The following is a 25,551-nucleotide window of genomic DNA, read 5'->3' as shown; positions in this document are numbered from 1 at the left end:
TTGCAATGAAATAAGGTGTGACGCGTTCTGTGGGAACGAGGTTAAAAATTACACGTTTCGCAGACTCTATAAAGCCAACATGTGGAGGTGATGATAGAAATTGAAATAGACGGCGTTATAAATACCCAATCTACAAGCGTAGCCGATATAAAGGAGCCGACAAAAAGAGCCCATAAAAAACATATGGGTCATGAAAATTTCAGGCAAAACCTCCGGAAAGCATCCTGTCCGGCATTATCATTTATCAGGGTGAACAGGTTGAATAACGCCCCGAGAATTTGCGAGGTTTTGCAATTTGAAAAACCGAATAATAATATGAGAGGAATTTTTATAATTTTAAATTGATTACATATTAATATATTTTAATAATAAAAAATAATACTATCCAATTTAATCTGTTTTTCATAATATATATTAGATAATTTATTCACGTTTATTTACTTGAATTAATAGCCATTCACAATATTATATTTGTTTCTAAAAATATTTCATCTCTTCAAAAAATTGTTACAGGGCGGGAAAACAGATTTTCAAATCAAGCTTTATGTTATTATTAAACTCCATTTTTAAAGAGATGCAAAACGTCAATCGAAAAGCTCATCGTGTTCTAGATATTCCTAATTCCGGACACGTTTGATCTGCTTCAGTGTGTTTTCAGGTCTTTGAAAAAGGATTGCAGTATTTCTTCAATGCAATTTCGATATCAATTTTCGGGATATATTTTCGGGAGGAGAGTTTTTGTCAGCCATAGCCTATTCAAACTTGGGAAAAGCAGCCATTAAACGTGTAAATACATCCGATATTGCAAGGCTGGCAGGGATGAGCCGAAGCACGGTCGATCGTGTTTTGAACGAACGTGGAAGCGTATCGGAAGTAACCCGCAAAAAAATTATTGCTGCTGCACGGGAACTTGGCATAAAACGCGTTCTGCCGGATCTCTGGCATGGTACATACCGCATCGAACTTATTATTCCTAAAAACGGGCTCCACAACCATTCACCCTTGTGGGGTGAAATTGATTCATTTGCGCAAATTCACGCCCGCAATTTACCGTCATATATTTCATTGCACCGTACACTCATTCCCGAAGGTGACCATGACGGCCTTTATAAAGCAATTCTGACGCCCCCTTTTCAACGCAATGCACTGATTATAGCAGCCGGATCGGATGAAGCTGCTATCCCCGCACTTCTTGAAGTGGCGAAACGTGGCGAGCAAATTGTTACTATTGTCAATGACGTACCGATTGATGTCGACCATCTTTATGGCGGCGTTGACAATTTTGTTCAGGGACAAACTGCCGGACACTTGATGAATGGAATATTACGTGATGACGGAGAGATTCTTGTTATTCAAGGCTCGATGAAAAGGCGGGAACATCGCGATCGAGTTGTCGGCTTTCTGAAAATAATCGACCAGCGTTATCCGGTCATCATTCACGAAACCAATGAAGATGACGATATGACGAGTAGAATTGTGCTCGAGACATTCAAAAAGCATCATATCGTAGGAATATATTCAACAGTCCACTCACCGGACGCTATCGGCAATATTTTGAAAAAAATGCCGAACCGGCCAAAGTGGATCAGCCATGAGTTGAGTGATAAGCACAAGCTGCTCCTTCAACAAGACGTGATTGACTTCGTTCTTGATCAAGATGCCGACACACAAGTTGCATGGGCAATAGCCAATGCAGCAGCCCCGATTTTGGCGGGAAATCATGGCATGCATCTGAAGCAGCCCGAGTTCAAAATTTTTTGCAAAACAAATATCTGAAAAGGCAAGTTTTTAATTGCGGCAATTGCGTCATTTTAGTGAAGCAGCACATCTTGCCGCTCTGCTATTGTCAGACTAGACAAAATTAGAGACAAAATGTCGCAGCTTAAATAGGGTCCAAGTATTTTCAGGCTGAGTGCATTTTGAAAGGTTTTAGACCTTTGTTTTCTCAATGTAATTGCTAGTCGGTTAAGCAAGCGGGCAAAATCTAGCGAAGCAATGCGCCGAAAATTTGTTCGTTACTTGATTAAACGCTGGGGTAATCCAATAAGATTGGGAGTATAAATGACGAATTGGAAAGTTTGGGCGCTTCGCGTCCTTGGTATTATTGCCCTACTTTTAGGGTTGGCGCTCACCTTTGGAGGTGTTTGGCTCATAGCATTGGGCGGTTCCTGGTTTTATGCCATTGCGGGTATAGCCATGATCGTCATCGGCTTTGATGTCTATAGACGCCGTTCAACGGCTTTATGGGTTGCCTACGGACTTCTCATAGTTGATCTTTTATGGGCATTCTGGGAAGTCGGCTTTGATTTTTGGCAACTTGTGCCAAGAATTATGGTATTTCTTGTTTTTGCTTTGGTCGTTTCCATTATTTCGCCGGCATTGCTCAAGAAAAATGGCGCAAAGTCATTTTCAGCAATGTTCGCAACGATCAGTTCTGTTGTACTCGCCATCGCTGTTATTGCGGTTCTCGCCAATATGCCGCGTCCGCATGCATTGGTAACAGCAAGTGGCGAAAAGTCACCGGTTGTCTATAGCGATGCCGGCAAGGACAGTGGAAATGATTGGCCTGCATGGGGGCGCAACACCAAAGGCAACCGTTATGCACAATTCGACCAGATCAACAAATCCAACGTCAAGGATTTGAAAGTTGCCTGGACTTATCATACAGGCGATCTTGCAATCGACGGAGCGGAATATCAGGTCACTCCGCTGAAAGTGGATGACACAGTTTACCTTTGCACGCCGCTCAACAAGATTATTGCACTTGATGCAACAACCGGAACTGAAAAATGGAAATATGATCCGAAGCCGAAAATCTTCCAGAGTACAAAAGGCTGGAAGAGATGCCGTGGCGTTGGCTATACGGACCTCACTGAGCAGTATGAACAAGCTGCTGCCAATCATTCAGCATCAAACGGTGATAATGAACACAGCAGCAATACTCAGGCTGCCCTTCCGACAGTTTGCCACAAACGTATTGTTGTAACCACAATTGACGCACGTCTCTTCACACTTGATGCGGAAACCGGCAAGCTTTGTGACGGCTTCGGCGACAATGGTTTTGTTGACCTGACTGTTGGTCTTACAAAAGAGCCGCCGACAAGCGATCAGGGCTCGTACAATATCACCTCCGCTCCGCTTGTTGCCGATGGCGTGATTGTCGTTGGTGGACGTTTGAACGATAACCTGACGGTTGGTGAACCTTCCGGTGTTGTTCGTGGTTTTGACGCCATTACCGGTAAAATTCTCTGGGCATGGGATGCAGCACGTGGTGCAAAAGACAGCACTCCGCTTCCTGCAGGTCAGACCTATGCGCCTGAAACACCGAATTTCTGGGGCACAGCCGCCTATGATCCGAAGCTCCACCTTGTCTATTTCCCGACAGGTAACCAGACACCGGACTTCTGGACAGGTAATCGCCACCCTTATTCGGATGAATATAACGACTCTATCGTCGCGGTAGACATAAAAACAGGTAAGGAAGCCTGGCATTTTAGAACTGCCAATATCGACCAGTTCGACTATGACGTTTCTTCCCAGCCTATTCTTTATGACCTCCCAAGACCCGATGGTTCCGTTGTACCGGTTGTCATCCAGTTGACAAAACGTGGCGAGATTTTTGTTCTTGACCGTCGCAATGGACAACCGGTCTATCCGGTCGAGCAACGTGCAGTCTCCACAGATGCGATGCCGGGCATGAATGTTGCACCGACACAACCTTTCTCGGCTCTTTCAATCGGTACAGAAAAACTTAAAGAATCCGATATGTGGGGTGCCACAATCTTCGATCAGCTCGTTTGCCGTATCGCATTCAAATCGATGCGTTGGGAAGGCGAATGGACACCATTATCGGATAAGAAACGTACTCTTATTTTCCCCGGCTATTATGGCGGCATGAACTGGGGTGGCGGCGCAATCGACGCTTCAACCGGTACGCTTATCGTCAATGATATCCGTATGGCACAATGGGGCCGTTTCATTAAACAGGATGTCGCCAAGAAAATCGGTTTGAAGCCGACAACTGAAGGCGAATATTCAACGCAAACCGGCACGCCTTGGGGTGTTGAACGCTCTATGTTTGTTTCGCCACTCGGTGTACCGTGCTTTAAACCACCATTCGGTTCATTGACGGCTATCGACCTTGTTACCGGAAAAACAAAATGGCAAGTACCGCTGGGTTCCATTCAGGATGCACCGGTTCATGGATTTGTTCCTGGTGTTTACATTCCGCTCGGGATGCCGACAATGGGCGGGCCGCTTGTTACCGGCGGTGGATTGACCTTCTTCCACGGTTCGCTTGATTATTACATCCGTGCATTTGATAGCGACACAGGAAAAGAACTCTGGCGCGGGCGCCTGCCCGTTGGTGGCCAAGGCGCACCAATGTCTTACATCGGCAAGGATGGCAAACAGTATATCGTTGCCGTTGTGGGCGGTGCCACACGGACAGGAACCAACAAAAACCGTTCCGATCTGGTCATCGCCTATAGCTTGCCGGATAACAAATAAAAGGGACATTCCGCCCTTTTTAGAAAAAGCTTCTTCCGGTCTATCCGGCAGAAGCAATAAACCCGAATATTGAAGGAGAAAAACCGTGAAAAAAACATGGAAAAAACCGTCTATGTGTCAAGTCGCAGCAGGAATGGAAATTTCCCGTTACTTGCCGGCGGAAGTAAAGAACAAACGTTGATATGACTGTGACGCCTGCAGCCTTTTCTGCAGGCGTAGCACTTCATTCGGTTTTATGTCGGCTGATACAACATTTCGGCATCTAACCCGTAAAGTTTAAAATATGAATTGACCGGATATTCATATTCAATATTTTTGCAGAATATTTCTAATGCCGGTTGTTTCAAAGTTTTGGCAATATCGCCAAGCTAATAAAAACGCCAAATCAGACAATTCATTATGTATATTAAAGTTTTAGGATCAGCAGCAGGCGGCGGCTTTCCGCAATGGAATTGCAATTATTATCTGAGCCGCAATGCGCGCAACCATCAACCGGGTTTCTTACCCCGCACGCAATCAAGCATCATTGCCTCGGTAGATAAAAAACACTGGATACTCTTCAACGCCTCGCCCGATTTACGCCAGCAAATCAATTCCACTCCGGAACTTTTCCCCGACCCGAATGGACTGTTGCGTTCAACACCGATTTCAGCAGTTGTTCTCACCAATGCCGATATTGATCATATCGCAGGCCTTTTAACGATGCGGGAAAGAGAACCATTTGTCATTTACGCAACAGAACGGGTTATTAATGTGCTCGACAGTAATCCCGTTTTCAACATTCTGGATCCGGCTATAGTCAAGAAAATAATATTGCCGCTTAACAGGTTAACGACGATTTCCGATGTCAATAATGAACCAACCGGCCTCGATATCAGGGCTTTTCCTGTTCCGGGGAAAATTGCACTTTTTCTGGAAGACAAAAAGAAAAAGAATTTTGGTTCGGAAACCGAAGATACAATCGGCGTCAGGATTTTTGACAAGGAAAACAATCGCTCGGTTTCCTATATTCCCGGCTGTGCAAGGGTAAGTTCCTTGGTCAAAAATCAGACAGAAAATAGCGATTGCCTGTTTTTTGACGGCACGTTATTTCGCGATGACGAGATGATAAAAGCCGGCCTTGGCCCCAAAACCGGACAACGCATGGGGCATATGTCGATATCGGGCGCAGACGGCGCTATCGAAGCCTGGCGTAACGCAAAAGTTTCTAGAAAAATATTTATTCATATCAACAATAGTAATCCGGTCCTTGATGATCATTCGGCTGAACGTCATGAAGTCGAACAATCCGGCTGGGAAGTTGCATTTGACGGAATGGAGATAAATTTTGACTGATTATCATAATATCGCCCGCAATGGCTTGACACCTGATGAGCTTGAAAAAATACTACGTCAGATAGGCAAAGAACGTTACCATATCAACCACCCCCATCATAAAATGATGATGGCTGGCAAAATGACGAAATTGCAACTTCAAGCCTGGGCATTGAACCGCTATTGTTATCAGGCAGCCATTCCGCGAAAGGATGCGGCAATTCTGATGAATTCCAAAGATCCGGTTTTCCGCGCCGAATGGCGCCGCAGAATTAGCGATCATGATGGCACAAACGGACTGGATGGCGGCGTTGCGCGCTGGTTGAAACTTGCCACCGGTTTGGGACTTGATGAAGAGGTGGTCAAAAGCGAAAGACAGGCTCTTTGGTCAACACGTTTTGCTGTTGAAGCTTATGTCAACTTTTGTCGCCAGCGGCCGCTTCTCGAAGGTGTTGCCTCTTCATTAACGGAGTTGTTTTCACCGACAATCATTGCCGAACGTGTTCCGGGTATTTTGGCAAAATATCCTTATGTGAGCGAAGAGACATTGGCCTATTTCAAACCGAGATTGACGCAGGCACCGAAGGATTCAAGTTTTTCATTGGCCTATGTGCGCGAACATGCAAATACGCCCGAAAAACAGCAGGCCGTCATAGATGCTTTGATCTTTAAAACCGGTGTGCTCTGGTCAATGCTTGATGCGCTGGATTATGCTTACGGTGAAGCCGGACGCATTCCCCCCGGTGCTTTTCGTGGTACATCAAACGAATGATGGCGGACCGTTTGACAAAACAAAGAAAAATTCTGAGCGACAAAAGTCGCCCGGAATTGTTCCATCACGTGCGAATTCAGTATGAACCGGTGAGAAAAGCTTATGCACTTCTTTCGCCGGAAAAAGTATTTTGGCCGAATGAAATCGGACTTGATATATTACGGCTTTGTGATGGAACGAAAACTGCACACGAGATTGCGCTTTCTTTATCCGAAACCTATGATGCTCCGGTTCACGAAATCATTGACGATGTTTACTACTTTTTACAAGATTGGGCCGACCAACTTGTCGTAAAAATATGACTGTAGAAATTTTCCCTCCCATCAGTATGCTGGCGGAACTCACTTATCGATGCCCGCTTCAATGTCCCTATTGTTCCAACCCTCTGGAACTCATGAAAGCCGATCAGGAACAGGATAAAAACTTTTGGGAAAAGCTTTTCAAAGAAGCAGCAAAGCTCGGCGTGTTACAAGCGCATTTGTCCGGTGGCGAACCGACATTGCGAAAAGATCTTGTAGAGATCGTTGCAGCCGTTCACGATAACGGCATTTACTCGAACCTTATTACCGCCGGCGTTGCTTTGCCCGAAGCAAAATTGGAAGCTTTGAAAGAGGCTGGCCTTGATCACGTGCAGCTATCACTACAGGGTACAACGCCGCAAACAACAGAATTGATAGGCCATTATAAAGGCGCATTCGAGAAGAAAATCGCAACTGCAAAACTTGTCCGTAAACTGGGGCTGCCCCTTACATTGAATGCTCCGATCCATCGTTACAACATTGACGAACTTGATGCCTATTTCGATCTTGCGCTCAAGCTTGACGCCGAACGCATCGAAATCGCCAATGTTCAATATTCCGGCTGGGCATTACTCAATCGCAACGCCTTGATGCCCAAGCGTGAAGACTTTGAAAAACAGATGGAAAAGGTCGAAAAATATCGCGAAAAGCTACGGGGTGTTATCAATATAGACTATGTCATTCCCGACTATTTTGCCGATTACCCCAAGCCATGCATGGGCGGCTGGGCTCGCGATGCATTTGTCGTCATCCCTGACGGCACAGTTCTACCCTGTCATGCGGCAAGAACAATAAAAACATTACATTTTGACAAGTTCGGAGAAAAAACACTTTCCGAAATCTGGCATAATTCAAGTGCGTTCAATGCCTTCCGTGGTTTTGACTGGATGCCTGAGCCATGCCGTTCCTGCAAAAGACGTAATATAGATTTTGGTGGCTGTCGTTGTCAGGCACTGGCATTGGCAGGCGATGCTTCAGCAACCGATCCCGCCTGCATCAAATCGCCATTTCACAAGAAAATCAAACAGTTGGGAGAGCAAGCAAGTCATGCCAATGCGCCGCTTCAATACCGACGCATAGGCCTCTTTCAATAATCATAACCAGTATTAGCCAAATTTACCAAATTCCATCTCAGGCAGATGTTCGGCACAGCATTCCATTCCTTTCGTTGTTGACGAAAAACGTTTAAAAACAAGATGGTTAAAGCTTTTTCTTGATCCCGCTTCAAGGATGAAAATTGTTTGCTTCGCTACGGATATCATTCATCACAAATTCAAGAGCCGGTGAAACATTGCTTTCCGTTCGCAATGTCATGCCTACCGGGCCCAAAGTTTCCGACGTATCAACCGGCAAGGCCACCAAAGAACCAGAACGAATATCTTCCAGAACTACCCCTTCGGAAATCACCCATATTGCATCACTTGAGCGCGTATATGAACGGCCAAAAGCAGTTGAGACAGTTTCTGCAACGATATTGAGGCGAGGCATATCGGAAATCAGCAATAGTTTTTCTACTGCCGGACGAATAATCGATTGTTGGGTTGGCAGGATAAAATCATATTGCCCCATCGCTGCACGATCGAAATTGGTTCGTTTCAAAAGCGGGTGATCCGGACGTACTGCAAAACAGATTTTTTCTGAATAAAGATGCTCGAAACGCAATCCAATCATTTCTGACGGTTCGCCCATCCGGCCTATGACAATATCAACCCTGCCATCGCGTAACTGATTGATCAGATAATTATTCGGTCCCGTTACGATAACCGGCCTGCCTCCTATTTTACGAGCAATATAACGTTGTATAGCTTTTGGTAACAGACGCGCAGACACAGTTGGCAATGCACCAATATGGAGCGGCTTTGCTTCCGGCGAGTGCGTTTCTTCAATTTCTTCGACGCCCAAACGCAATGCCAGCATAGAATTTTCTATATGCGTCAAAAAGCGCTTGCCAACCGGTGTCAGACGGAGTGTTCTATGACTGCGGTCGAAAAGTTCTGTATCAAGAATGGTTTCCAATTCGCGAATGGTCTTGGAAACGCCGGGTTGTGTAATTGCCAATGCATCTGCAGCGGCACTTATACTTTTCTGCCTCGCAACTTCTTGAAACGTCTTCAAATGGCGAAGCCTGATCTGTTGGAAGGCTATCATTTTTATAACCCATTAGTTATATTACAAGCATAATTTATCATTTTACATAATCACTTAATTTTTTTAAAGTCATCATTGGAGGGGACGATATGAAATTCTGTTTTGCAAATGACATAGCGGTAAATTATTCTATAAGCGGAGCTGATAAACGTCGTCACATCGTCTTTATCAATTCGCTGGGTACAGATTTACGCATTTGGGATGATGTCTTTACCGATCTTTCAAAGGATTACCGGTGCCTTTGTTACGACAAGCGGGGTCATGGACTTTCCGGTGGTGAAGACGAAGCTTATTCGATTGATCTTCTGACCAAAGATTTGTTTGAACTCCTCAATACTGTCTCATGGAAAGACGACCTCATACTCGTGGGACTATCGGTAGGCGGACTTATCGCACAAAATTTTGCTTATCATCATCCGGAAAAAGTTGCCGGACTTGTATTGATGGATACGGCTGCCAAAATTGGCGACGATAAATCATGGAACGAGAGGATTGCTATTATTCGTGAACGGGGAATTCCCGCTGTCGGCAAAAATATCATGACTCGCTGGCTAACGCACGATTTCAAGCAGAAAAGACCCGATGCTTATGCGTGTTACCGCAATATGTTGGAACGGACCAGTTCCAAAGCTTACTGCGCCACCTGTTTTGCATTGCGTGATAGTGATCTCACATCACAGACTGCTGAATTGAAATTGCCAACACTGGTTATTGTCGGAGAAAACGACCTATCGACACCACCGCGATTGGTCAAACAAACAGCTGATCTCATTGCCAATGCTGATTATCAAACCATCGCTGCTTGCGGACATCTACCATGTATAGAGCAGCCGGAGCTTACCATAAAGGCATTGAGAAGTTTTATTTCGGAGAAATTGCATGGCTGAAAATGGAAAAAACGAGCGTTATGAAAAAGGTATGCTTACACGCCGGCAGGTGCTTGGGGATTCCTATGTTGACAGGGCTGTAGCCAATACAACGCCGTTTGATAGCGATTTCCAGACATTCATAACAGAGGGCGCATGGGGTAGTTTATGGTCCCGTCCACAATTCAGCAAACGGGAACGTTCGATTGTGACATTGGCTTTATTGGCAGCTTTGGGACACGAGGAAGAATTTGCCATGCACGTCAATGCCACGCAAAACACCGGTGCTACCGCTCAGGACATCATTGAAACACTCATGCATGTGGCGGTTTATGCGGGCGTTCCAAGCGCCAATAGCGCAATCAAGATTGCCAAGAGGGAATTACACAAACTTGGTGTTCAGCAATAGTTGAATTGATAGGAGGAGGAAAAAATGAATGGACGTTTCATCCAGCGGGATAGAGATTGGCATCCACCAGCATATACACCTCAATACAAAACCAGTGTTTTGCGGTCACCTCGCAATGCTTTGCTTTCGTTGGGACCGACGATCTCGGAAATGACAGGTCCGGTTTTTGGCCACGATTTACTTGGTGAACTGGATAACGATCTTATCCGCAATTATGCCAAGACAGGTTCGCCGATTGGCCAGCGCATTGTGGTTTACGGGCGTGTTCTTGACGAAAACGGCAACGGCATTCCCGGTGCTTTACTTGAATTCTGGCAAGCCAATGCCGGCGGCCGTTACAGGCACAAAAAAGAAACCTATCTTGCCGAGATTGACCCGAACTTTGGTGGATGCGGGCGCACCATTACCGATGAAAACGGCTTCTACATGTTCCGTACAATAAAACCGGGTGCATATCCGTGGCCGAACGGTGTGAATGATTGGCGTCCGGCTCATATCCATTTTTCGATATTCGGTCATGCATTTGCGCAACGTTTGATTACCCAAATGTATTTTGAAGGTGATCCGATGATATGGCAGTGCCCGATTGTCAAAACAATTCCCGATCCGGAAGCCATCGGCCGCCTGATAGCAAAACTTGATCGCAATGCAACAATACCGATGGATGCTTTGGCTTATAAGTTTGACATTGTGCTTCGCGGGCGTCGTTCGACAATGTTTGAAAATCGTATGGAGGGCAATTAATATGGTTCAGGAATTTCATTATCTTAAAGAATCTCCCTCGCAAACCGTTGGCCCCTACATCCATATCGGTGCAACACCCAATTATGTCGGCATTCATGGTGTCTATCCCCATGATCTCGGTTCGACAATGTTGACAGATGAAACAAAAGGCGAGCGTATTATTCTCGAAGGACAAGTTTTTGACGGTGGTGGCGAGCCGATTAAAGACGCCTTGGTTGAAATCTGGCAAGCCGATGCCAACGGGCTTTATAATTCTGTCAACGAGACGCGGGGCAGAGCCGACCTGACTTTCACCGGATGGGGACGGCAGCCGGCATCAGCCGATAAAGCCTTTTTCCGGTTTGAAACAATTCGGCCGGGCGTTACTCCCTACCCCGATGGACGTAAACAGGCACCGCATATAACAGTTTGGGTCGGCGCACGAGGTATCAATATCGGCCTTCATACGCGTGCGTATTTTTCCGATATGGAGGAATTGAACAAACAGGACCCCCTCCTCAACCGGATTGATTCTGAAAAACGTCGCAATACGTTGATCGCAAAAAAGTCCGAACGCGATAATGTCACTGTCTTCACCTTCAATATTATCGTTCAAGGTGAAAATGAAACTGTTTTTCTGGATATTTAAGCTGGAAAAGCATGGCCGCCAATGGAACGTTTTTTCATTCCATTGGCGTAACTTATCTCTGAAATCACGATCTCATGCCAATATGCCGCAAGCAATCCGGTCAAAAACCGGAACGGATCAAGATAAAACTATATTTTTATAGATGACAAATTCTGTATGCGGAAATTTTTAAGCTGAACGAAACAGAGCATATAGGTTCGTTGGCCTAATTGGACGTAAAACGAATATAAAAAGGCTTTGCTAGAAAGTTACAAACAATTTGAAGCTATCGGGAGTGTGCGATTTTGGAAAAACTGATTGATTGTCTGGTTGAGGACCCCGAAATTTCAAAGCTGTTTTCGATCGACGCCGAATTGCAATCTATGATTGATGTTGAAGCTGCCTTGGCATTTGCGCAGAAAGAAACAGGATTTATTCCTGAAGCGCATGGAACCTATCTTGAAAAACTCTACGCCGGTTTCAAGCCTGATGTTGCAGCCATAAAACAAGCGATGCAACGTGACGGCGTTCCCGTTCCCGAACTCGTCAAACAGCTTCGCAAAAAAGCCGAAGCGCCATTTGATACGTCAATCCACAAAGGTTCAACCAGTCAAGATATTGTCGACACTGCGCTTATGTTGAGGTTAAAACGTGTTTTTAAAAGATTGGAACAATCTTTAAGCATCATTCTTGAGCTAATTGGAGACTTGGTAAAGCGTTACGGAACGCAAACTTATATCGCCCATACACGCATGCAAATTGCCCGTCCGATGACCGTTTCCGACAAGCTTTCGTCCTGGAAGAATGTACTTTTAGCCGATCAATCAAGGCTCTCCCACGCGCAATCGACTTTTTTTACTGTACAAACCGGCGGAGCAATCGGCAATAATTCGGATTTCGGCATGAAAAGTCGCGATATTGTCCGCTTGATGGCTGAGAAGCTTGATCTCAATTATGGAAATAGCTGGCAGACGGACCGTAGCCGGATTATCGACATTGCCGAAACATTCTGTCTCATTGCGGGAACACTCGGAAAAATCGGTCAGGATATTGTTTTAATGGCGCAAAACGAAGTACACGCAATCGCGCTGGCAAAGAGCGGAACATCTTCTGCAATGCCTCATAAAAACAATCCTGTTAAGGCTGAAATTCTCGTGTCTATAGCGCGGCTGCAAGCCGGACTTCTCGGCACAATTGCACAATCTCTCATCCATGAAAATGAAAGATCTGGCGCTGCATGGAGCTTGGAATGGCTGGTTTTGCCGCAAATGGCGGTGACATCGGGAGGAGCTTTGTTAGAGATGCGGCAGCTAATGGAAACGATGTCATTTCAGGAGGTGAGAACCTAGTACCCGTTATCGCGATGAAATTGCGGGAGAACTACGAAGAGCAATCAATCGAGTGAACGAACAGGCATCTTTACGGCACACTGAGGAATAAAGAAATAGCAGCGGATATTGTCGGTTAACCCTCTGTTCGCCCCTGCTGTTCTTGTTGTGCTTTAATATTTTTTATGAAGATGACGATCCAGTCATAAAATGGAGGAGGAAAAGGTGGAAAAAACACAAGTTGTCATTATCGGTGCAGGCCCCGCAGGTTTGTTGTTAGGGCAACTCCTGCACAATCAGGGCATTGAAACGATTATTCTCGAACGCAAAACTCCCGAATATGTTCTTGGCCGCATTCGTGCCGGTATTCTCGAAAATGGTGCACGCGAGCTCATCAATGAAGCTGGAGCAGGAAAGCGCATGGAAAGCGAAGGGCTTGTTCATCACGGGGTTATGTTAGCCTATGACGGGCATAGTCACAGAATAGATTTCAAATCGCTGGTTTCAAGTTCGGTCATGGTTTACGGGCAAACCGAGGTGACCCGTGATCTTATGGACAAACGCAAAGCATCGGGCGCGCCCAGCGTCTATGAAGCGGAAGATGTCACGATCGACCAATATCAAGGCAATAGGGCCGTCGTCAGCTATCATAAGGGTGGAAAGAAACACATTATCGAATGTGATTTTATTGCCGGTTGCGACGGTTTCCATGGTGTAAGCCGGCGTACTGTTTCTGAATATGTTAAAGAATACGAGCGCGTTTACCCGTTCGGCTGGCTGGGACTTATGGTCGACCAACCGCCGGTTTACGACGAACTTATCTACTCGAATTCACCGCGTGGTTTCGCATTATGCTCGCAACGTTCGTTGACACGAAGCCGTTATTATATTCAGGTTCCTCTGACAGATCATGTCGAAGATTGGACAGATGAAGCCTTTTATGATGAATTGCGTCGCCGCATTCCCCAATCTCTTTCGGATAAATTGACAACGGGGCCCAGTCTTGAAAAAAGCATCGCACCGCTTCGCTCGTTTGTAGCCGAACCGTTGCGCTTCGACCGTCTGTTTCTTGCTGGTGACGCCGGCCACATTGTGCCGCCAACCGGCGCCAAGGGGCTCAACCTTGCCGCAAGTGATGTGCGCTATCTTTCCCATGCATTGATCGAATTTTATACCGAAAATTCGACTGCCGGAATCGATCATTATTCACAAAAGGCTTTGGCTCGTATCTGGAAAGCCGAACGTTTTTCCTGGGCGACAACAATGATGTTGCATCGCTTTCCCGATTATAGTGCATTCGACCAGCGTATGCAGCGTACGGAATATGATTATCTTGTCTCTTCGCAATCAGCTCAAACAGTATTTGCAGAAAACTATACTGGTCTCGCATTTTAAAAATCTGACAATCAACGAGCGAATCATAATTTCGGGAGGTATTATGAATAAACTTATCGTCACATTTCTCATTCTTTTCGGATTTTTATTATCCGGTGCGGCGGCCGATACGATCAAAGTCGGCATTATCGGCCCCTTTTCCGGCCCTTATGCGTTGCAAGGGAAAAATTTTAAAGCCGGAATTGATACCTATGTCGCCGACCATGGTTCCAAAATTGGTGGCCACGAAATCCAGTTTGTCTATCGCGATTTGCCGCTTACCGATCCGGCACAATCGAAATCTTTGGCACAGGAATTGATTGTCAAAGAAAAAGTTCAATATATTGGCGGCTTTTTCTTCACACCCAATGCTATGGCAGTGGCACCTTTATTGAAACAGGGCAATGTGCCTTTGGTCATCATGAACGCCGCTACCTCGACGATTATGACACAAAGTCCCTATATTGTGCGCACTTCCTTTACCCAATGGCAGGTCTCTTATCCCCTGGGACAGGTTGCCTTTGACAAAGGAGCGAAAAAAATAACTACAGTGGTGGCCGATTATGGTCCCGGTATCGACGCTGAAACCGCGTTTAAAGAGGCCTACGAAAAAGCCGGTGGAAAAATCGTTCAGTCGCTTCGTGTGCCTCTGACAACAAATGACTTCAGTCCGGTTATGCAACGTATAAAAGATTCAGGAGCAGAAGGTGTTTTTACTTTTTTACCGGCAGGGCCGACAACTTTGAGTTTTATGAAGTCGTATGTCGATAATGGCGTAAAGGCTGCAAATATTCAGTTTTTTGCACCCGGTGATCTCCTGCAGGATGCCGATTTACCGGCTTTAGGAGAAAACGCGCTCGGTACACTTACAACTTTCCATTACACAACATCGCATGATTCCGCAGAAAACCGGACCTTTGTCGAACACGCCAGAAAAGCAATTGGCAAACCCGAAGAACTGAATTTCACAGCGGTCGGCGCTTATGACGCGATACATGTCATTTACAAAATGATTGAAGCGACAAATGGCAAGAAAGACGCGGAAAAAGCTGTTGAAGCAGTCAAAGGAATGAGTTGGATGAGCCCTCGCGGTCCGGTGACTATCGACCCGAAAACCCGCCACATGACACAAAACATCTATTTGCGTGAAGTAACGAAAGCGGAAGACGGAACCTATTATAATAAAGAAATCCGCACCTTTGAGCATCAAGGTGATCCGGGCTTGAAAAACGCCGATTAAACGCGTTTTTGCGGGAGGAACTTATGGAAACTTTAGCGAGCATTGCGATTGACGCTTTTGCCTATGGAACCATTCTTTTTATTATTTCCATCGGGCTTTCTGTCACGCTCGGACTCATGCGCGTGGTGAATCTCGCGCATGGTGCTTTTGCCATGATAGGGGGATACCTTGCCTCTTACGGCGTTACGGAGTTGAGGCTTCATTATTTTGTTGCAATGATCCTTGCAATTGTTCTGACTATTCTCATCGCAATTCCCGCCGAACGGTTTCTCTATCGCAAGATTTATGGCGCACCGGAACTCACACAGGTGTTAATGACAATCGGCATCACTTTTCTTGTCATCGGGGTCACAAATTATGTCGCAGGTCCGACGCTGAAAACCATTCCCTTACCCGATTTTCTAACCGGTTCGGTCGACATCGGTTTTCGCGCATTGCCAAAACAACGTCTGTTTCTGATCGTCATCGGCATGGTTGTTGCGGCAGGCTTATGGTTTCTCATCGAAAAAACCAATTTCGGAATAAAATTACGCGCTGCTGTCGATAATGCCAATATGGCTCAAGCGCTGGGAATTAGAACACAGATCATTTATGCGGTAAGTTTCGCCATTGCTATCGGCCTTGCTGCAATGGGTGGAATCATCGGTTCCGAACTCCTCCCGCTCGATCCCTATTATGCACTGCGTTACATGGTTGTATTTCTGGTAGTTGTTTCCATCGGCGGTGCCGGTTCCATTCCCGGTGCACTTTTTTCCAGCCTGTTGCTCGGTGTCATTGACACGACAGGTCGATATATCGCGCCGGAATTCGGTGAATTCTTCTTTTATTTTGCTGTTATTTTCATTGTTACGCTGTTTCCTCGCGGACTGGCCGGGAGGATGAAATAAATGTCGAATATAAACGTTTTACAAGCAACCCCGAACCGCGACCGTTCTATACTTTCAGCTGTTGGTATTATTGCAATATTTACCGCCGCGGTTTATTTTTTCTTTCCTGATAATCTCGCACTTTTCACACGGATTATCTCTATCGCTTTGCTCGTTCTGTCATTGGATCTGGTAACCGGTTATTGTGGAATAGCCACACTTGGCCACGCTGCACTTTTTGGTGCCGGTGCGTATGCTGCGGGCATCGCTTCGGTGCGCTTTTCCATAACAGATCCGATTTTAATGACAATCGTTGGCCTCTCTGCAGGTGCCATAGCAGGATTTTTTTCCGCATTGATTATCCTTCGAGCGAAAGGTCTGGCGCAATTGGTTCTCTCTATTGCCGTGGTTCATCTCTTTCACGAATTTGCCAACAAAGCATCGTCTTGGACCGGCGGCAGTGATGGTCTTTCGGGGATTACCGTGAGCCCCCTCTTCGGCATGTTCGAGTTCGATTTATGGGGGGTCACAGCATTCTTCTATTCGGCCGCTTTGCTGGTTGTGGTTATCGTTTTGCTTAGCCTCATTGTCCGGTCACCTTTCGGTATGTTGTGTCGCGGCATCAAAGAGGACCCTGTCCGCATCGAAGCAATGGGAGCCTCAGTCCGCTCAAATGAAATGGTAATGTTTATCATCTCCGGCGCCGTTGCCGGTATTGGCGGAGCGTTGAACGCAATTTCTACCGAGGTGGTCGGTTTGGACAGTCTGAGCTTCACAATGTCGGCAGAAGCATTGGTTATGCTTGTTATCGGAGGAACCGGAACACTTTATGGTGCGCTCATAGGTTCGGCTGCTTATCTCTGGTTTGAAAATATTATCTCCGCTATCAATCCGTTTTACTGGATGTCGATTGTCGGAATATTGCTGATTGTTGCCGTGCTTTTTGCACCAAAAGGCCTTTTCGGACTTTTTACCCTGTGGCGCAACCGCATGAGGGGAAGAGAAAAATGAGCAAGATTTTCGAGGTCTCGAACCTGAAGAAGAGTTTTGGCGGTTTGACAGTAACGGATAATGTTTCAATCGGATTGGATAAAGGTGATCGCGTTGCATTGATTGGCCCCAATGGTGCAGGAAAAACAACTTTCGTCAATCTGGTAACCGGTCACCTCAGACCTGATAGTGGCGGCGTTTTTCTCGACAACGAAAATATCACGTCTGTAAATGCAATTTCACGCGTCAGGAAAGGGTTGGTACGAAGTTTCCAGATTACTCGCTTGTTCCGCGATATGACACCGGAAGAACATATAGCGCTTGCATTGTTACAAGTGGAAGGAAAAGCACGCTATATATTTGGCAATTATCGTCGCATGTCCCATATTATGGACGAAATCTATGAAATCCTCTCCACGCTCGGCTTACAAACGCTTGCAAGGATAAAGGTTGCCAATCTGGCCTATGGCCAACAACGCTTGCTTGAAATCGCTTTGGCTTTGGCTTTGCGCCCCAAAGTTTTATTATTGGATGAACCGGCCGCCGGTGTACCACAGAGTGAAACCGGACGCATCGAAGATGCTCTCGCCCGTTTACCGGAAGATCTTTCTGTTCTCATGATCGAACATGACATGGATCTTGTGTTCAGATTTGCAAGCCGCGTCATAGTTCTTGCCGCCGGTGCAGTGATATTTGACGGTTCACCAAAAGATGTTGTCAACAATGCGCGCGTGCGCATTGCCTATTTGGGGAGTTATGCGCAATGACGGCATTGTCGTTGAAAATAGAGCAGCTCGAAGCCGGTTACGGGCAGACAAAAGTCATTGAGAACGTCAGCTTTACGGTGGATAAAGGCTCCCGTCTTGCCATTTTGGGAAGAAACGGAGTTGGTAAAACAACACTATTTGCATCAATCGCGGGTCTGACCCGCTATCTCGGCGGGCGCATCATGTTGGGCGACACCGATGTGACAAGGCTTTCGACCTCGGAAAGAGCTATGGCAGGTCTTGGATATGTCCCGCAGACGCGTGATATTTTTCCAACCCTCACGGTTGAAGAAAATCTCATGACCGGTTTAAAAAAACGTTCTGTATCAGCCATTGAGGAAGCTTACATCATGTTTCCTCGGCTGAAAGAAAGGCGAAAAAATCTCGGCGGGCAACTCTCCGGAGGAGAACAACAAATGCTTTCAACCGCCCGCACTATGTTGGGACAGCCGAAAGTTCTTCTCCTTGACGAGCCGTTGGAAGGTTTGGCACCCGTCATCTGCGAAGAATTGATGCACGCTTTTGCACAAATGGGGAAAACCCATGATATGACAGTGCTACTGGTCGAACAGCGTATTGAACCGGCATTAGAGTTTGCCGAACATGCAATTATTCTTGAACGAGGGAAAATAGCATGGTCCGGCACACCTGTTGAATTATCCGGTCAACATGATGTTATCGAACAATTGCTCGGTGTCGGAAGTTTGCACTAACTCTGTCTGCCTGTGCCGGTTTTGAAAAACAGAGATTATAAGTTTCGGAATACACGTTACGTAAGGTAAGTACGCTTCTCGCCGCAGTAAGAAGAAGCCATTGCATCAAAAGCGTGGGATTGATGAAAAATATTTCCAAAAATCAATATTTCGGCAAAGTATCCACACTCTCACTATAATCATTCGATCAGTGAACGTTTATGATCCCGTTGTTAGGGCGCATATCAGGAAATAAGCAGGCTTACGTAAAATTATATTGCCAGAATGAATCCGGTTTGTCGTTTGCCTCACAAAATGGGGCTGTAACGGTACGATAACAGTCAGATCATTTATCCGGACAATCAATCCCAACGCTCGATCATAACATCATTATAGCTCACCGGCGTGAAGCCGCATTTTTGATAAAGCTGCAAAGCTCGTGGGCTATCCAATGTATTGGTTTGAATGATGACTTTATCCGGATTTGTTTCCCACACGGAATGCAAAATTTCATTAAAAAAGAAATAGGATAATCCCCTACCCTGATAATCCGGAACAAGACCAAAATAGACAATTTCGGCCGACTTCGGCAATTCTTTCAGATTTGTTTCTGCAAATCCCGCCGGACAACCATCGACATAAAGAATCTGTATAACGGTGTTTTCCGACTGTATGAGGTCGCGCAACGCATCATCGGTCATCTTCCGGCGCACATTCCAGTGATGCGCCTTGCCAATCTGCTCATAGAGATAACGGTAAAAATGAACAGGCATATGATGGGCACGCATTATCGCAATTTGCATATTGAGCGGTGACGGCACGGTTATGTTCGGTCGCTCGTACATTTCCAGATGTGTGACGCGCGCATTGAGAAAATGTGGCATATTATTTATCCCCATTATTGCCTGTAACAACCGGCGTATCTTTTTTAGACCCCCATTCACTCCATGACCCATCATAAAGCCTTACATTATGGTTACCCAGTGATTCAAGCGCCAAGGCAAGCACAGCTGCCGTAACGCCGGAACCGCACGTCGTTACAACCGGAGCGGCAACATTGATGCCTGCATCCTTGAAAATTGTTTTAATTTTACTCAAGTCTTTGAAGTTGCCATCTTTGGATAATGTCGCAAAAGGAATATTGTGCGCACCCGGCATATGCCCCGAGCGCATTCCCGGCCGTGGTTCGGCTTCTTCACCCAAAAAACGTTTATGATTACGCGCATCGGCTATCTGCGTGGTTTTACCATCAACGAGTTCACGCATTTCGTCGATAAGTACAACTTTTTCAGCGTCAAAGTTGACTTTGAATAATGTTTTCCTGATTTTCGTCGGCTCGCTCGTAACCGGATAATGTTTTTCTTTCCAGCCTGCAAAACCGCCATCAAGAACATAGACGTTGTTTGCCCCCATGACACGAAACATCCACCATGCGCGTGGTGCCGAAAAAAAGCCGATACTATCATAAATCACAATCGTATCGTCTGCATTAACCCCCATATCACTTGCAAATTGTGCAAATTTGTCAGGGCTCGGAAGCGTATGGGGAAGACCTGAAGTCTCGTCACAAACCTTGTCATGATCGAAAAATACAGCGCCCGGTATATGCGCCTTTTCATATTCTTCACGTCCATTCCGTTTTGCCGCCGGCAAATACCATGAAGCATCAAGAATTGAAAGTTTGGAATCACCAAGACGCGCTTTCAACCAATCGTCCGAGACAATAAATTCACTCTGTTCTTTCATCACAAATCACGGCCCTCTTGCTATCCGGAACCTTATACCGATGTTGACCGGTTTCAAAAATTGTCAAAAATATACTAGACAAGTTATGAAGCGATGCAAGGCCCATAGCGATCAAATCAGATAATATGAAGAACAATTGCCTCCGTTTTTCTCCATGAGCGTTGGAACAAATTGCCCAAGCCGCGTTAAGAAAATTCAATGCCGTTTTCTAAAATTTTATTGGAAGAACGATATTTATTTTATCTTCGTCGCAAACAGTTTTCCTTATATGACGGCTGAAGACTTTACCCGCACGACTTTTCTTGTCTTAAAGAACCAAAAGCCCGAAAGACGCTATATTCTTTCGGGCTTAAATCATAATTTCAATTTTTAAAAAAACGCATCAAAACCGGTTTTATTGTCCTCCTATGGGCATACCGATCAATAGCAATTTTCAAAAAATTCAAGCTGCACGCCTTACCGATTTCCTTAATCTAACCGGCTTTTTACGGTTGTTCGACTTTTTTCTTTTGGGGTTTGCCGGTCTATCGCTACGTGCATCAAGTTTTTCGCTATTTCTCCTGCTGCCGTTTCCTTTCCAACTTTTATTGGAAACACGATAACCGTCTTCCTTTGTAGCGCTTTCGCTATGAGATGCGTTATGAGGTGCATCCTTCCGTGAACCCTGTTTATGATCTGTGGCCTTTGAAAAAACACGTTTGAGGCGATGAGCCTTGTTCTTTTCCCGCCCACTGTTATGACTATCGTCACCAGCTTGTTGTTCACTACCCTCACGATCACTATGCGGTTTTTCCGGCAAAGGACCAAACTGCGGCGGAACATCTTCGCGTGGCAATTTCATACGGATAACGCGTTCAACAGCTTTCAACCGCGCGCTCTCGATACTTTCGTCATAAAGTGTAATGGCTTCACCATGAGCGCCATTACGCCCCGTGCGCCCTATTCTATGCACATAGCTTTCAGCTTCGTCAGGAAGCTCGTAATTGATAACGTGGCTTATACCCGGAACATCAATGCCTCGCGCTGCAATATCGGTAGCGACAAGAACGCGAACAGTTCCATCCCGAAAGCCTTTTAACGCTTTTTGCCGAGCATTTTGTGATTTGTTGCCATGAATTGCCGCAACTGAATAGCCGGTTTTAGCAAGATTTCTCGTTACGGCATCAGCCCCATGCTTTGTACGCGTGAAGACAATAACCGAACTTAATGCCGGATTGGTCAGAAGTTTGTTAAGGACATCTTTTTTGTCACGCCGGTCGACTTTATGCAACACCTGATTGATTTCGGCAGCCGTCGTTCCTTGTTTGGCAACCTCAACATGGACGGGGTCACGAAGAAGCGTCTCGGCAAGCTTTTCAATCTCGTTCGGCATGGTAGCGGAAAACAGTGCCGTCTGACGGTCTTTGGCAACAAGTTTTGCGATCTGGCGAACGTCCTTGATAAATCCCATATCAAGCATACGGTCGGCTTCATCAAGAATAAGAAAGTCCGTCTTTGACAGATCAACACTCTTTTCATGGACCAAATCCATGAGCCTTCCGGGCGTTGCAATGAGAACGTCAACACCTTGCGCCATTCTTTTGATTTGTGAATTTCTGGAAACGCCACCAAGAATAAGAGCTGTCGACAGATGAGTACCTTTCGAGACCATATGGATAGCCTCTTCAATCTGCACAGCGAGTTCGCGCGTAGGAGCCAGAATTAGAGCACGAGCCGTTCTCGGGCGGCGCTTGTCGCCCATTGAAAGGATTTTCGTCAAGACCGGAAGACCGAAAGCCAGTGTCTTGCCCGAGCCTGTCTGTGCAATGCCTAGCAGGTCACAATCTGCAAGCATGGAAGGAATAGCTTCTTCCTGTATCGGTTTCGGGTCAGTCATACCGGCTTTCAGCAAATTTTTAGCAAGAACCGGTGATACCCCCAATGCCTCGAAGGCATTCGAATTTTGTGTTTTCAAAATATAATCTTTCCCTGCCGCGTTTTCTTGGGCAGGCCATTTAGAATCCTTGCCTTCCGCGCAACCGGAAGTCAGGAACAGTCAAAAAATAAGGACGAAACGCTTGAGGATAAACCTTGAAGCGACTTGCGCGACCAATGAACACCTCAACCGAGGTGAATGATGCTACGAAGTCTCTTAAATAGAAAGTTGGCAATCCAACCCAAGCATCACAAGGCGTCTTATCGTTCAAAGCGACCGAAAAAGCAACCGGTTTCATCAATAATAAATTTTTTCATAAAAACGCGAGTTGGTTGAATTGAATTTCACACCACTCACGTTCCAATTTGGATCATTTACCCGCACACATGGGACTAGTCACATATGTGATCTTCATATTGGCGCTGGTAGTTATTCTCATGAACGATAAAATTGATTGTCGCGCGACCGCAGAGGAAGTCACACGTTCTTGCCACTAAGAAATTAAACACTTCCCGACGTCAAATCTTCACACAGGAAGAAAACCGGCCAAACAATATCCGGAGAAAGCTGTTTTGTCGCTTTACCGATTTCAACATCTGACAGAAAAAGGCCCCGAGAGGAAAAAACATTCACGCAACGTCACGAAAGCATTCAAGCGTCTGCATTCAAGCGTCGTTTATCGACCAGCTTATTTCCGTGTAATTGTTTCCTGGGGGATATTCACATCCTGAAAATCCGGATAAATCTCCAGAAATACAGGATTTTGAACTGTTCTCTGCCCGCCATAAATCAGGTGCCATTTGGTGTTATCAAGAATTGCCAATGTCGGATATTGAGCAATTGTTTCCTTCGTCTCGATCCGCGTTGGAACGAGTGCATAAGGAACCCCCTTTGAAGTTTGGCGATATTCTATCTTATCGCCATCAAGGTGATAGGCGTTAGCAGGAAGACTTGCGAACTGGCTATCCAGTTGTTTTACGAAACTTTGCTTCAGCGTTGCTTCATCAGTCTTCAGCCTGAGCGCCATTTCTTTGAAAAGGCGCTCGGGCATATTGTTTGCAATGAAGGTCACATCTTTTCTTTGTGCTGCATTATTAATTTCCGCAACAAGGCCGTTAAGTTCCGCCTTCTGGATAGAATCCGGTTCGGCAGCACTTGCTGATTCCGCGCCTGATAAGAAAATTGTCAGGCCGAAAATAAGTGACGAAAGAAACTTCATTGAAAACACCTTTTATTCAATATAACTGTTTGGTTTTTTTTAAATAATATAATCAAACAATACTCTGTCATTGGTGATATCACGATAAGCCCAGCCAAGTTCTTTGAATTTGGTTTCAAGAACCGCGAAATTCTCGAACCGCTTTGTTTCGATAGCGATAAGAACGGAACCGAAGTTACGCGCCGATTTCTTCAAATACTCGAAGCGCGCAACATCATCATCCGGCCCTAATTGGTCGAGGAAGCCGCGCAATGCACCGGGGCGTTGCGGAAAACGGAAAATAAAATATTTTTTTAAGCCCTGATAGCGCAATGCGCGTTCTTTAACTTCCGGCAAACGTTCAAAATCGAAGTTGCCGCCAGAAATAATAAGAAGAACTTTTTTACCCTTCAAATCCTGAGGAGAAATGCTCTTCAATGCGTCAATCGAAAGGCCACCGGCCGGTTCAAGAACGATGCCTTCGACGTTCAGCATTTCAACCATTGTTGCGCTCAAACGATTTTCCGGAACAATCGAAACATCGAAAGGCGAAAAACCTTTCAGCATCTTGAAATTCAATTCACCAATCTGCGCAACGGCAGCGCCGTCAACAAATGTATCGACATCTTCCAGTTTGACGCGTTTACCTTCTTTCAGACTGGTATAGAGACTGGCGGCACCTTCCGGTTCGGCAAAGTGGATGTGGGTTTTTGTCCAACCGCTTTCACGAATAAAATGGCTGATGCCTGCAGCAAGACCGCCACCGCCAACCGGAATTATGACCAAATCCGGCTTTTCGTCGCCAACGAGTTCCTTCCACTGTTCAGCGGCTTCATACATAACAGTCGCTTGTCCGGTCACAATCCGCATATCGTCGAAAGGCGGTGCCATGACCCCGCCTCCATCGGCAACAAACGCTTTGGCAGCCGCATAACATTCGTCGAATGTGTCACCGATCATACGAATTTCAATATATTTGCCACCGAATGTACGTGTCTTGTCGATCTTTTGCTGCGGCGTTGTTACCGGCATAAAGATGACGCCCTTACGTTTAAAATGATGGCAAGCAAAAGCCAAACCTTGGGCGTGATTACCGGCTGAAGCACAAACAAAAGCAGCCTCGGGCGAAACCTTATCGAGCATCTGCGAAATGAAATTGAAAGCACCACGAATTTTATAGGAGCGAACCGGAGTCAGATCTTCACGCTTGAGGTAAATTTCTGCACCATACTTGTGACTTAGATATTCATTCCGCTGAAGCGGGGTCTCATCAAAAAGACTGCGCAAAGCTTTGGCAGCTTTTGCCACGTCTTGAACAAACTCACTCATGATATAAAATGCTTTCTATTTCATAAAATTCGAGATGGCCTTTTTCACAAAGCCGACTTTGGCAGATTAGAACAAACAGGATTATATTCAACAAAAATTCGCATTAAAAAGCATCAGAGGCACAAAAAATACTGCTTCCAAATCAATCGGGTTGAAGCCACTCTTCATGTTGATTGACAATAGAATTGCTCATAAATTGTGTTCGTACGAAAAAGAGAATTATTGACAACGACAGATCGAGAATTCGTCACCTGATTTTCTTATCAATGTCAATAAAATTTTTTTAAAATTCAATGTCAATATAGGTCCTTCGATAGCATTAATATTATAAAAACGCGTGTATTATATCAAAGAGATATTTTACGTTTTACATATTCTGTCCAAAAATATAGCTCATACAAATTGAAATAATATTTCTTAACCACTGACTAGCTTTTG

Annotated in this window: 23 protein-coding genes; 17 read left to right on the top strand and 6 right to left on the bottom strand. The window is 45.6% G+C overall.

The features are described from left to right. Positions 1-738: 738 nt before the first annotated feature. The 6 genes from H3V14_RS05275 (at position 739) to pqqE (ending at position 7,988) form a co-directional block, all read left to right on the top strand. Positions 739-1,776 carry a LacI family DNA-binding transcriptional regulator gene (locus tag H3V14_RS05275; RefSeq protein ID WP_198227104.1) on the top strand — a complete coding sequence of 346 codons (1,038 nt, stop codon included), beginning with the start codon at positions 739-741 and terminating at the stop codon, positions 1,774-1,776. A 285-nt stretch (positions 1,777-2,061) separates the two neighbouring features. Then, positions 2,062-4,509 carry a membrane-bound PQQ-dependent dehydrogenase, glucose/quinate/shikimate family gene (locus tag H3V14_RS05270; protein WP_198227102.1) on the top strand — a complete coding sequence of 816 codons (2,448 nt, stop codon included), beginning with the start codon at positions 2,062-2,064 and terminating at the stop codon, positions 4,507-4,509. A gap of 399 nt (positions 4,510-4,908) precedes the next feature. Further along, entirely contained in the window at positions 4,909-5,844 is a 936-nt protein-coding gene (gene pqqB, locus H3V14_RS05265) for a pyrroloquinoline quinone biosynthesis protein PqqB (protein WP_198227100.1), read from the top strand. Then, positions 5,837-6,595 carry a pyrroloquinoline-quinone synthase PqqC gene (gene pqqC / locus H3V14_RS05260; RefSeq protein ID WP_198227098.1) on the top strand — a complete coding sequence of 253 codons (759 nt, stop codon included), beginning with the start codon at positions 5,837-5,839 and terminating at the stop codon, positions 6,593-6,595. The genes pqqB and pqqC overlap by 8 nt, the downstream gene beginning before the upstream one ends. Beyond that, positions 6,592-6,897, top strand: a complete 306-nt coding sequence (pqqD, locus tag H3V14_RS05255) for a pyrroloquinoline quinone biosynthesis peptide chaperone PqqD (RefSeq protein WP_198227096.1) — start codon at positions 6,592-6,594, stop codon at positions 6,895-6,897. The genes pqqC and pqqD overlap by 4 nt, the downstream gene beginning before the upstream one ends. Then, positions 6,894-7,988, top strand: coding sequence for a pyrroloquinoline quinone biosynthesis protein PqqE (gene pqqE / locus H3V14_RS05250; protein WP_198227094.1), 1,095 nt, complete (start codon positions 6,894-6,896; stop codon positions 7,986-7,988). Before pqqD ends, pqqE begins: the two co-directional genes overlap by 4 nt. A 130-nt stretch (positions 7,989-8,118) precedes the next feature. Here pqqE and pcaQ read toward each other — a convergent pair whose 3' ends face one another. Next, positions 8,119-9,042, bottom strand: coding sequence for a pca operon transcription factor PcaQ (pcaQ, locus tag H3V14_RS05245; protein WP_210326546.1), 924 nt, complete (start codon positions 9,040-9,042; stop codon positions 8,119-8,121). An 89-nt stretch (positions 9,043-9,131) separates the two neighbouring features. On the opposite strand from pcaQ, the gene pcaD reads away from it, so the two are divergent. The 11 genes from pcaD to H3V14_RS05190 all read left to right on the top strand — a co-directional run bounded on the left by pcaD (position 9,132) and on the right by H3V14_RS05190 (position 18,946). Then, positions 9,132-9,929: a 3-oxoadipate enol-lactonase gene (gene pcaD / locus H3V14_RS05240; protein WP_198227092.1), complete on the top strand. Its 798-nt coding sequence runs from the start codon at positions 9,132-9,134 to the stop codon at positions 9,927-9,929. Then, a complete protein-coding gene (gene pcaC, locus H3V14_RS05235; protein WP_198227090.1) occupies positions 9,922-10,317 on the top strand; it encodes a 4-carboxymuconolactone decarboxylase in 396 nt (131 codons plus the stop codon). Before pcaD ends, pcaC begins: the two co-directional genes overlap by 8 nt. A 24-nt stretch (positions 10,318-10,341) precedes the next feature. Beyond that, positions 10,342-11,061, top strand: a complete 720-nt coding sequence (gene pcaH / locus H3V14_RS05230; RefSeq protein WP_198227089.1) for a protocatechuate 3,4-dioxygenase subunit beta — start codon at positions 10,342-10,344, stop codon at positions 11,059-11,061. 1 nt (position 11,062) lies between these two features. Next, complete coding sequence (gene pcaG, locus H3V14_RS05225) at positions 11,063-11,689, top strand: protocatechuate 3,4-dioxygenase subunit alpha (protein WP_198227087.1); 627 nt, start codon at positions 11,063-11,065, stop codon at positions 11,687-11,689. Positions 11,690-11,973: 284 nt separating this feature from the next. After that, positions 11,974-13,017 carry a 3-carboxy-cis,cis-muconate cycloisomerase gene (locus tag H3V14_RS05220; RefSeq protein ID WP_198227085.1) on the top strand — a complete coding sequence of 348 codons (1,044 nt, stop codon included), beginning with the start codon at positions 11,974-11,976 and terminating at the stop codon, positions 13,015-13,017. A 204-nt stretch (positions 13,018-13,221) separates the two neighbouring features. Continuing rightward, a complete protein-coding gene (gene pobA, locus H3V14_RS05215) occupies positions 13,222-14,391 on the top strand; it encodes a 4-hydroxybenzoate 3-monooxygenase (protein WP_369522666.1) in 1,170 nt (389 codons plus the stop codon). A gap of 43 nt (positions 14,392-14,434) precedes the next feature. Continuing rightward, positions 14,435-15,610, top strand: a complete 1,176-nt coding sequence (locus H3V14_RS05210; RefSeq protein ID WP_198227081.1) for an ABC transporter substrate-binding protein — start codon at positions 14,435-14,437, stop codon at positions 15,608-15,610. 23 nt (positions 15,611-15,633) lie between these two features. Then, positions 15,634-16,497 carry a branched-chain amino acid ABC transporter permease gene (locus tag H3V14_RS05205; RefSeq protein ID WP_075914257.1) on the top strand — a complete coding sequence of 288 codons (864 nt, stop codon included), beginning with the start codon at positions 15,634-15,636 and terminating at the stop codon, positions 16,495-16,497. After that, positions 16,498-17,487 (top strand): branched-chain amino acid ABC transporter permease, encoded by a 990-nt coding sequence (locus tag H3V14_RS05200; RefSeq protein ID WP_198227079.1) that lies wholly within the window; start codon positions 16,498-16,500, stop codon positions 17,485-17,487. It begins immediately after the preceding gene. Next, positions 17,484-18,233: an ABC transporter ATP-binding protein gene (locus H3V14_RS05195; RefSeq protein WP_198222773.1), complete on the top strand. Its 750-nt coding sequence runs from the start codon at positions 17,484-17,486 to the stop codon at positions 18,231-18,233. The genes H3V14_RS05200 and H3V14_RS05195 overlap by 4 nt, the downstream gene beginning before the upstream one ends. Beyond that, positions 18,230-18,946, top strand: coding sequence for an ABC transporter ATP-binding protein (locus tag H3V14_RS05190; protein WP_198227077.1), 717 nt, complete (start codon positions 18,230-18,232; stop codon positions 18,944-18,946). The genes H3V14_RS05195 and H3V14_RS05190 overlap by 4 nt, the downstream gene beginning before the upstream one ends. Before the next feature lie 341 nt (positions 18,947-19,287). Here H3V14_RS05190 and H3V14_RS05185 read toward each other — a convergent pair whose 3' ends face one another. The 5 genes from H3V14_RS05185 to ilvA all read right to left on the bottom strand — a co-directional run bounded on the left by H3V14_RS05185 (position 19,288) and on the right by ilvA (position 25,113). Continuing rightward, entirely contained in the window at positions 19,288-19,809 is a 522-nt protein-coding gene (locus H3V14_RS05185) for an N-acetyltransferase (protein ID WP_075868589.1), read from the bottom strand. 1 nt (position 19,810) lies between these two features. After that, positions 19,811-20,671, bottom strand: a complete 861-nt coding sequence (gene sseA / locus H3V14_RS05180) for a 3-mercaptopyruvate sulfurtransferase (RefSeq protein ID WP_198227075.1) — start codon at positions 20,669-20,671, stop codon at positions 19,811-19,813. 442 nt (positions 20,672-21,113) lie between these two features. Continuing rightward, the gene (locus H3V14_RS05175) at positions 21,114-22,625 is read right to left on the bottom strand and encodes a DEAD/DEAH box helicase (RefSeq protein ID WP_246785021.1); all 1,512 of its coding nucleotides are present in this window, start codon (positions 22,623-22,625) and stop codon (positions 21,114-21,116) included. Between the two features lie 649 nt (positions 22,626-23,274). Then, a complete protein-coding gene (locus H3V14_RS05170; protein WP_198227073.1) occupies positions 23,275-23,805 on the bottom strand; it encodes a hypothetical protein in 531 nt (176 codons plus the stop codon). Positions 23,806-23,844: 39 nt separating this feature from the next. Further along, a complete protein-coding gene (gene ilvA, locus H3V14_RS05165; protein ID WP_075868601.1) occupies positions 23,845-25,113 on the bottom strand; it encodes a threonine ammonia-lyase IlvA in 1,269 nt (422 codons plus the stop codon). Between the last annotated feature and the right edge of the window lie 438 nt (positions 25,114-25,551).

This window comes from Bartonella sp. W8151 (assembly GCF_016100385.1).
GTDB classification, from domain to species: domain Bacteria; phylum Pseudomonadota; class Alphaproteobacteria; order Rhizobiales; family Rhizobiaceae; genus Bartonella; species Bartonella apis.
The sequence above is the reverse complement of the archived record's forward strand: the minus strand, read 5'-3'. Positions and strand labels throughout refer to the sequence as shown.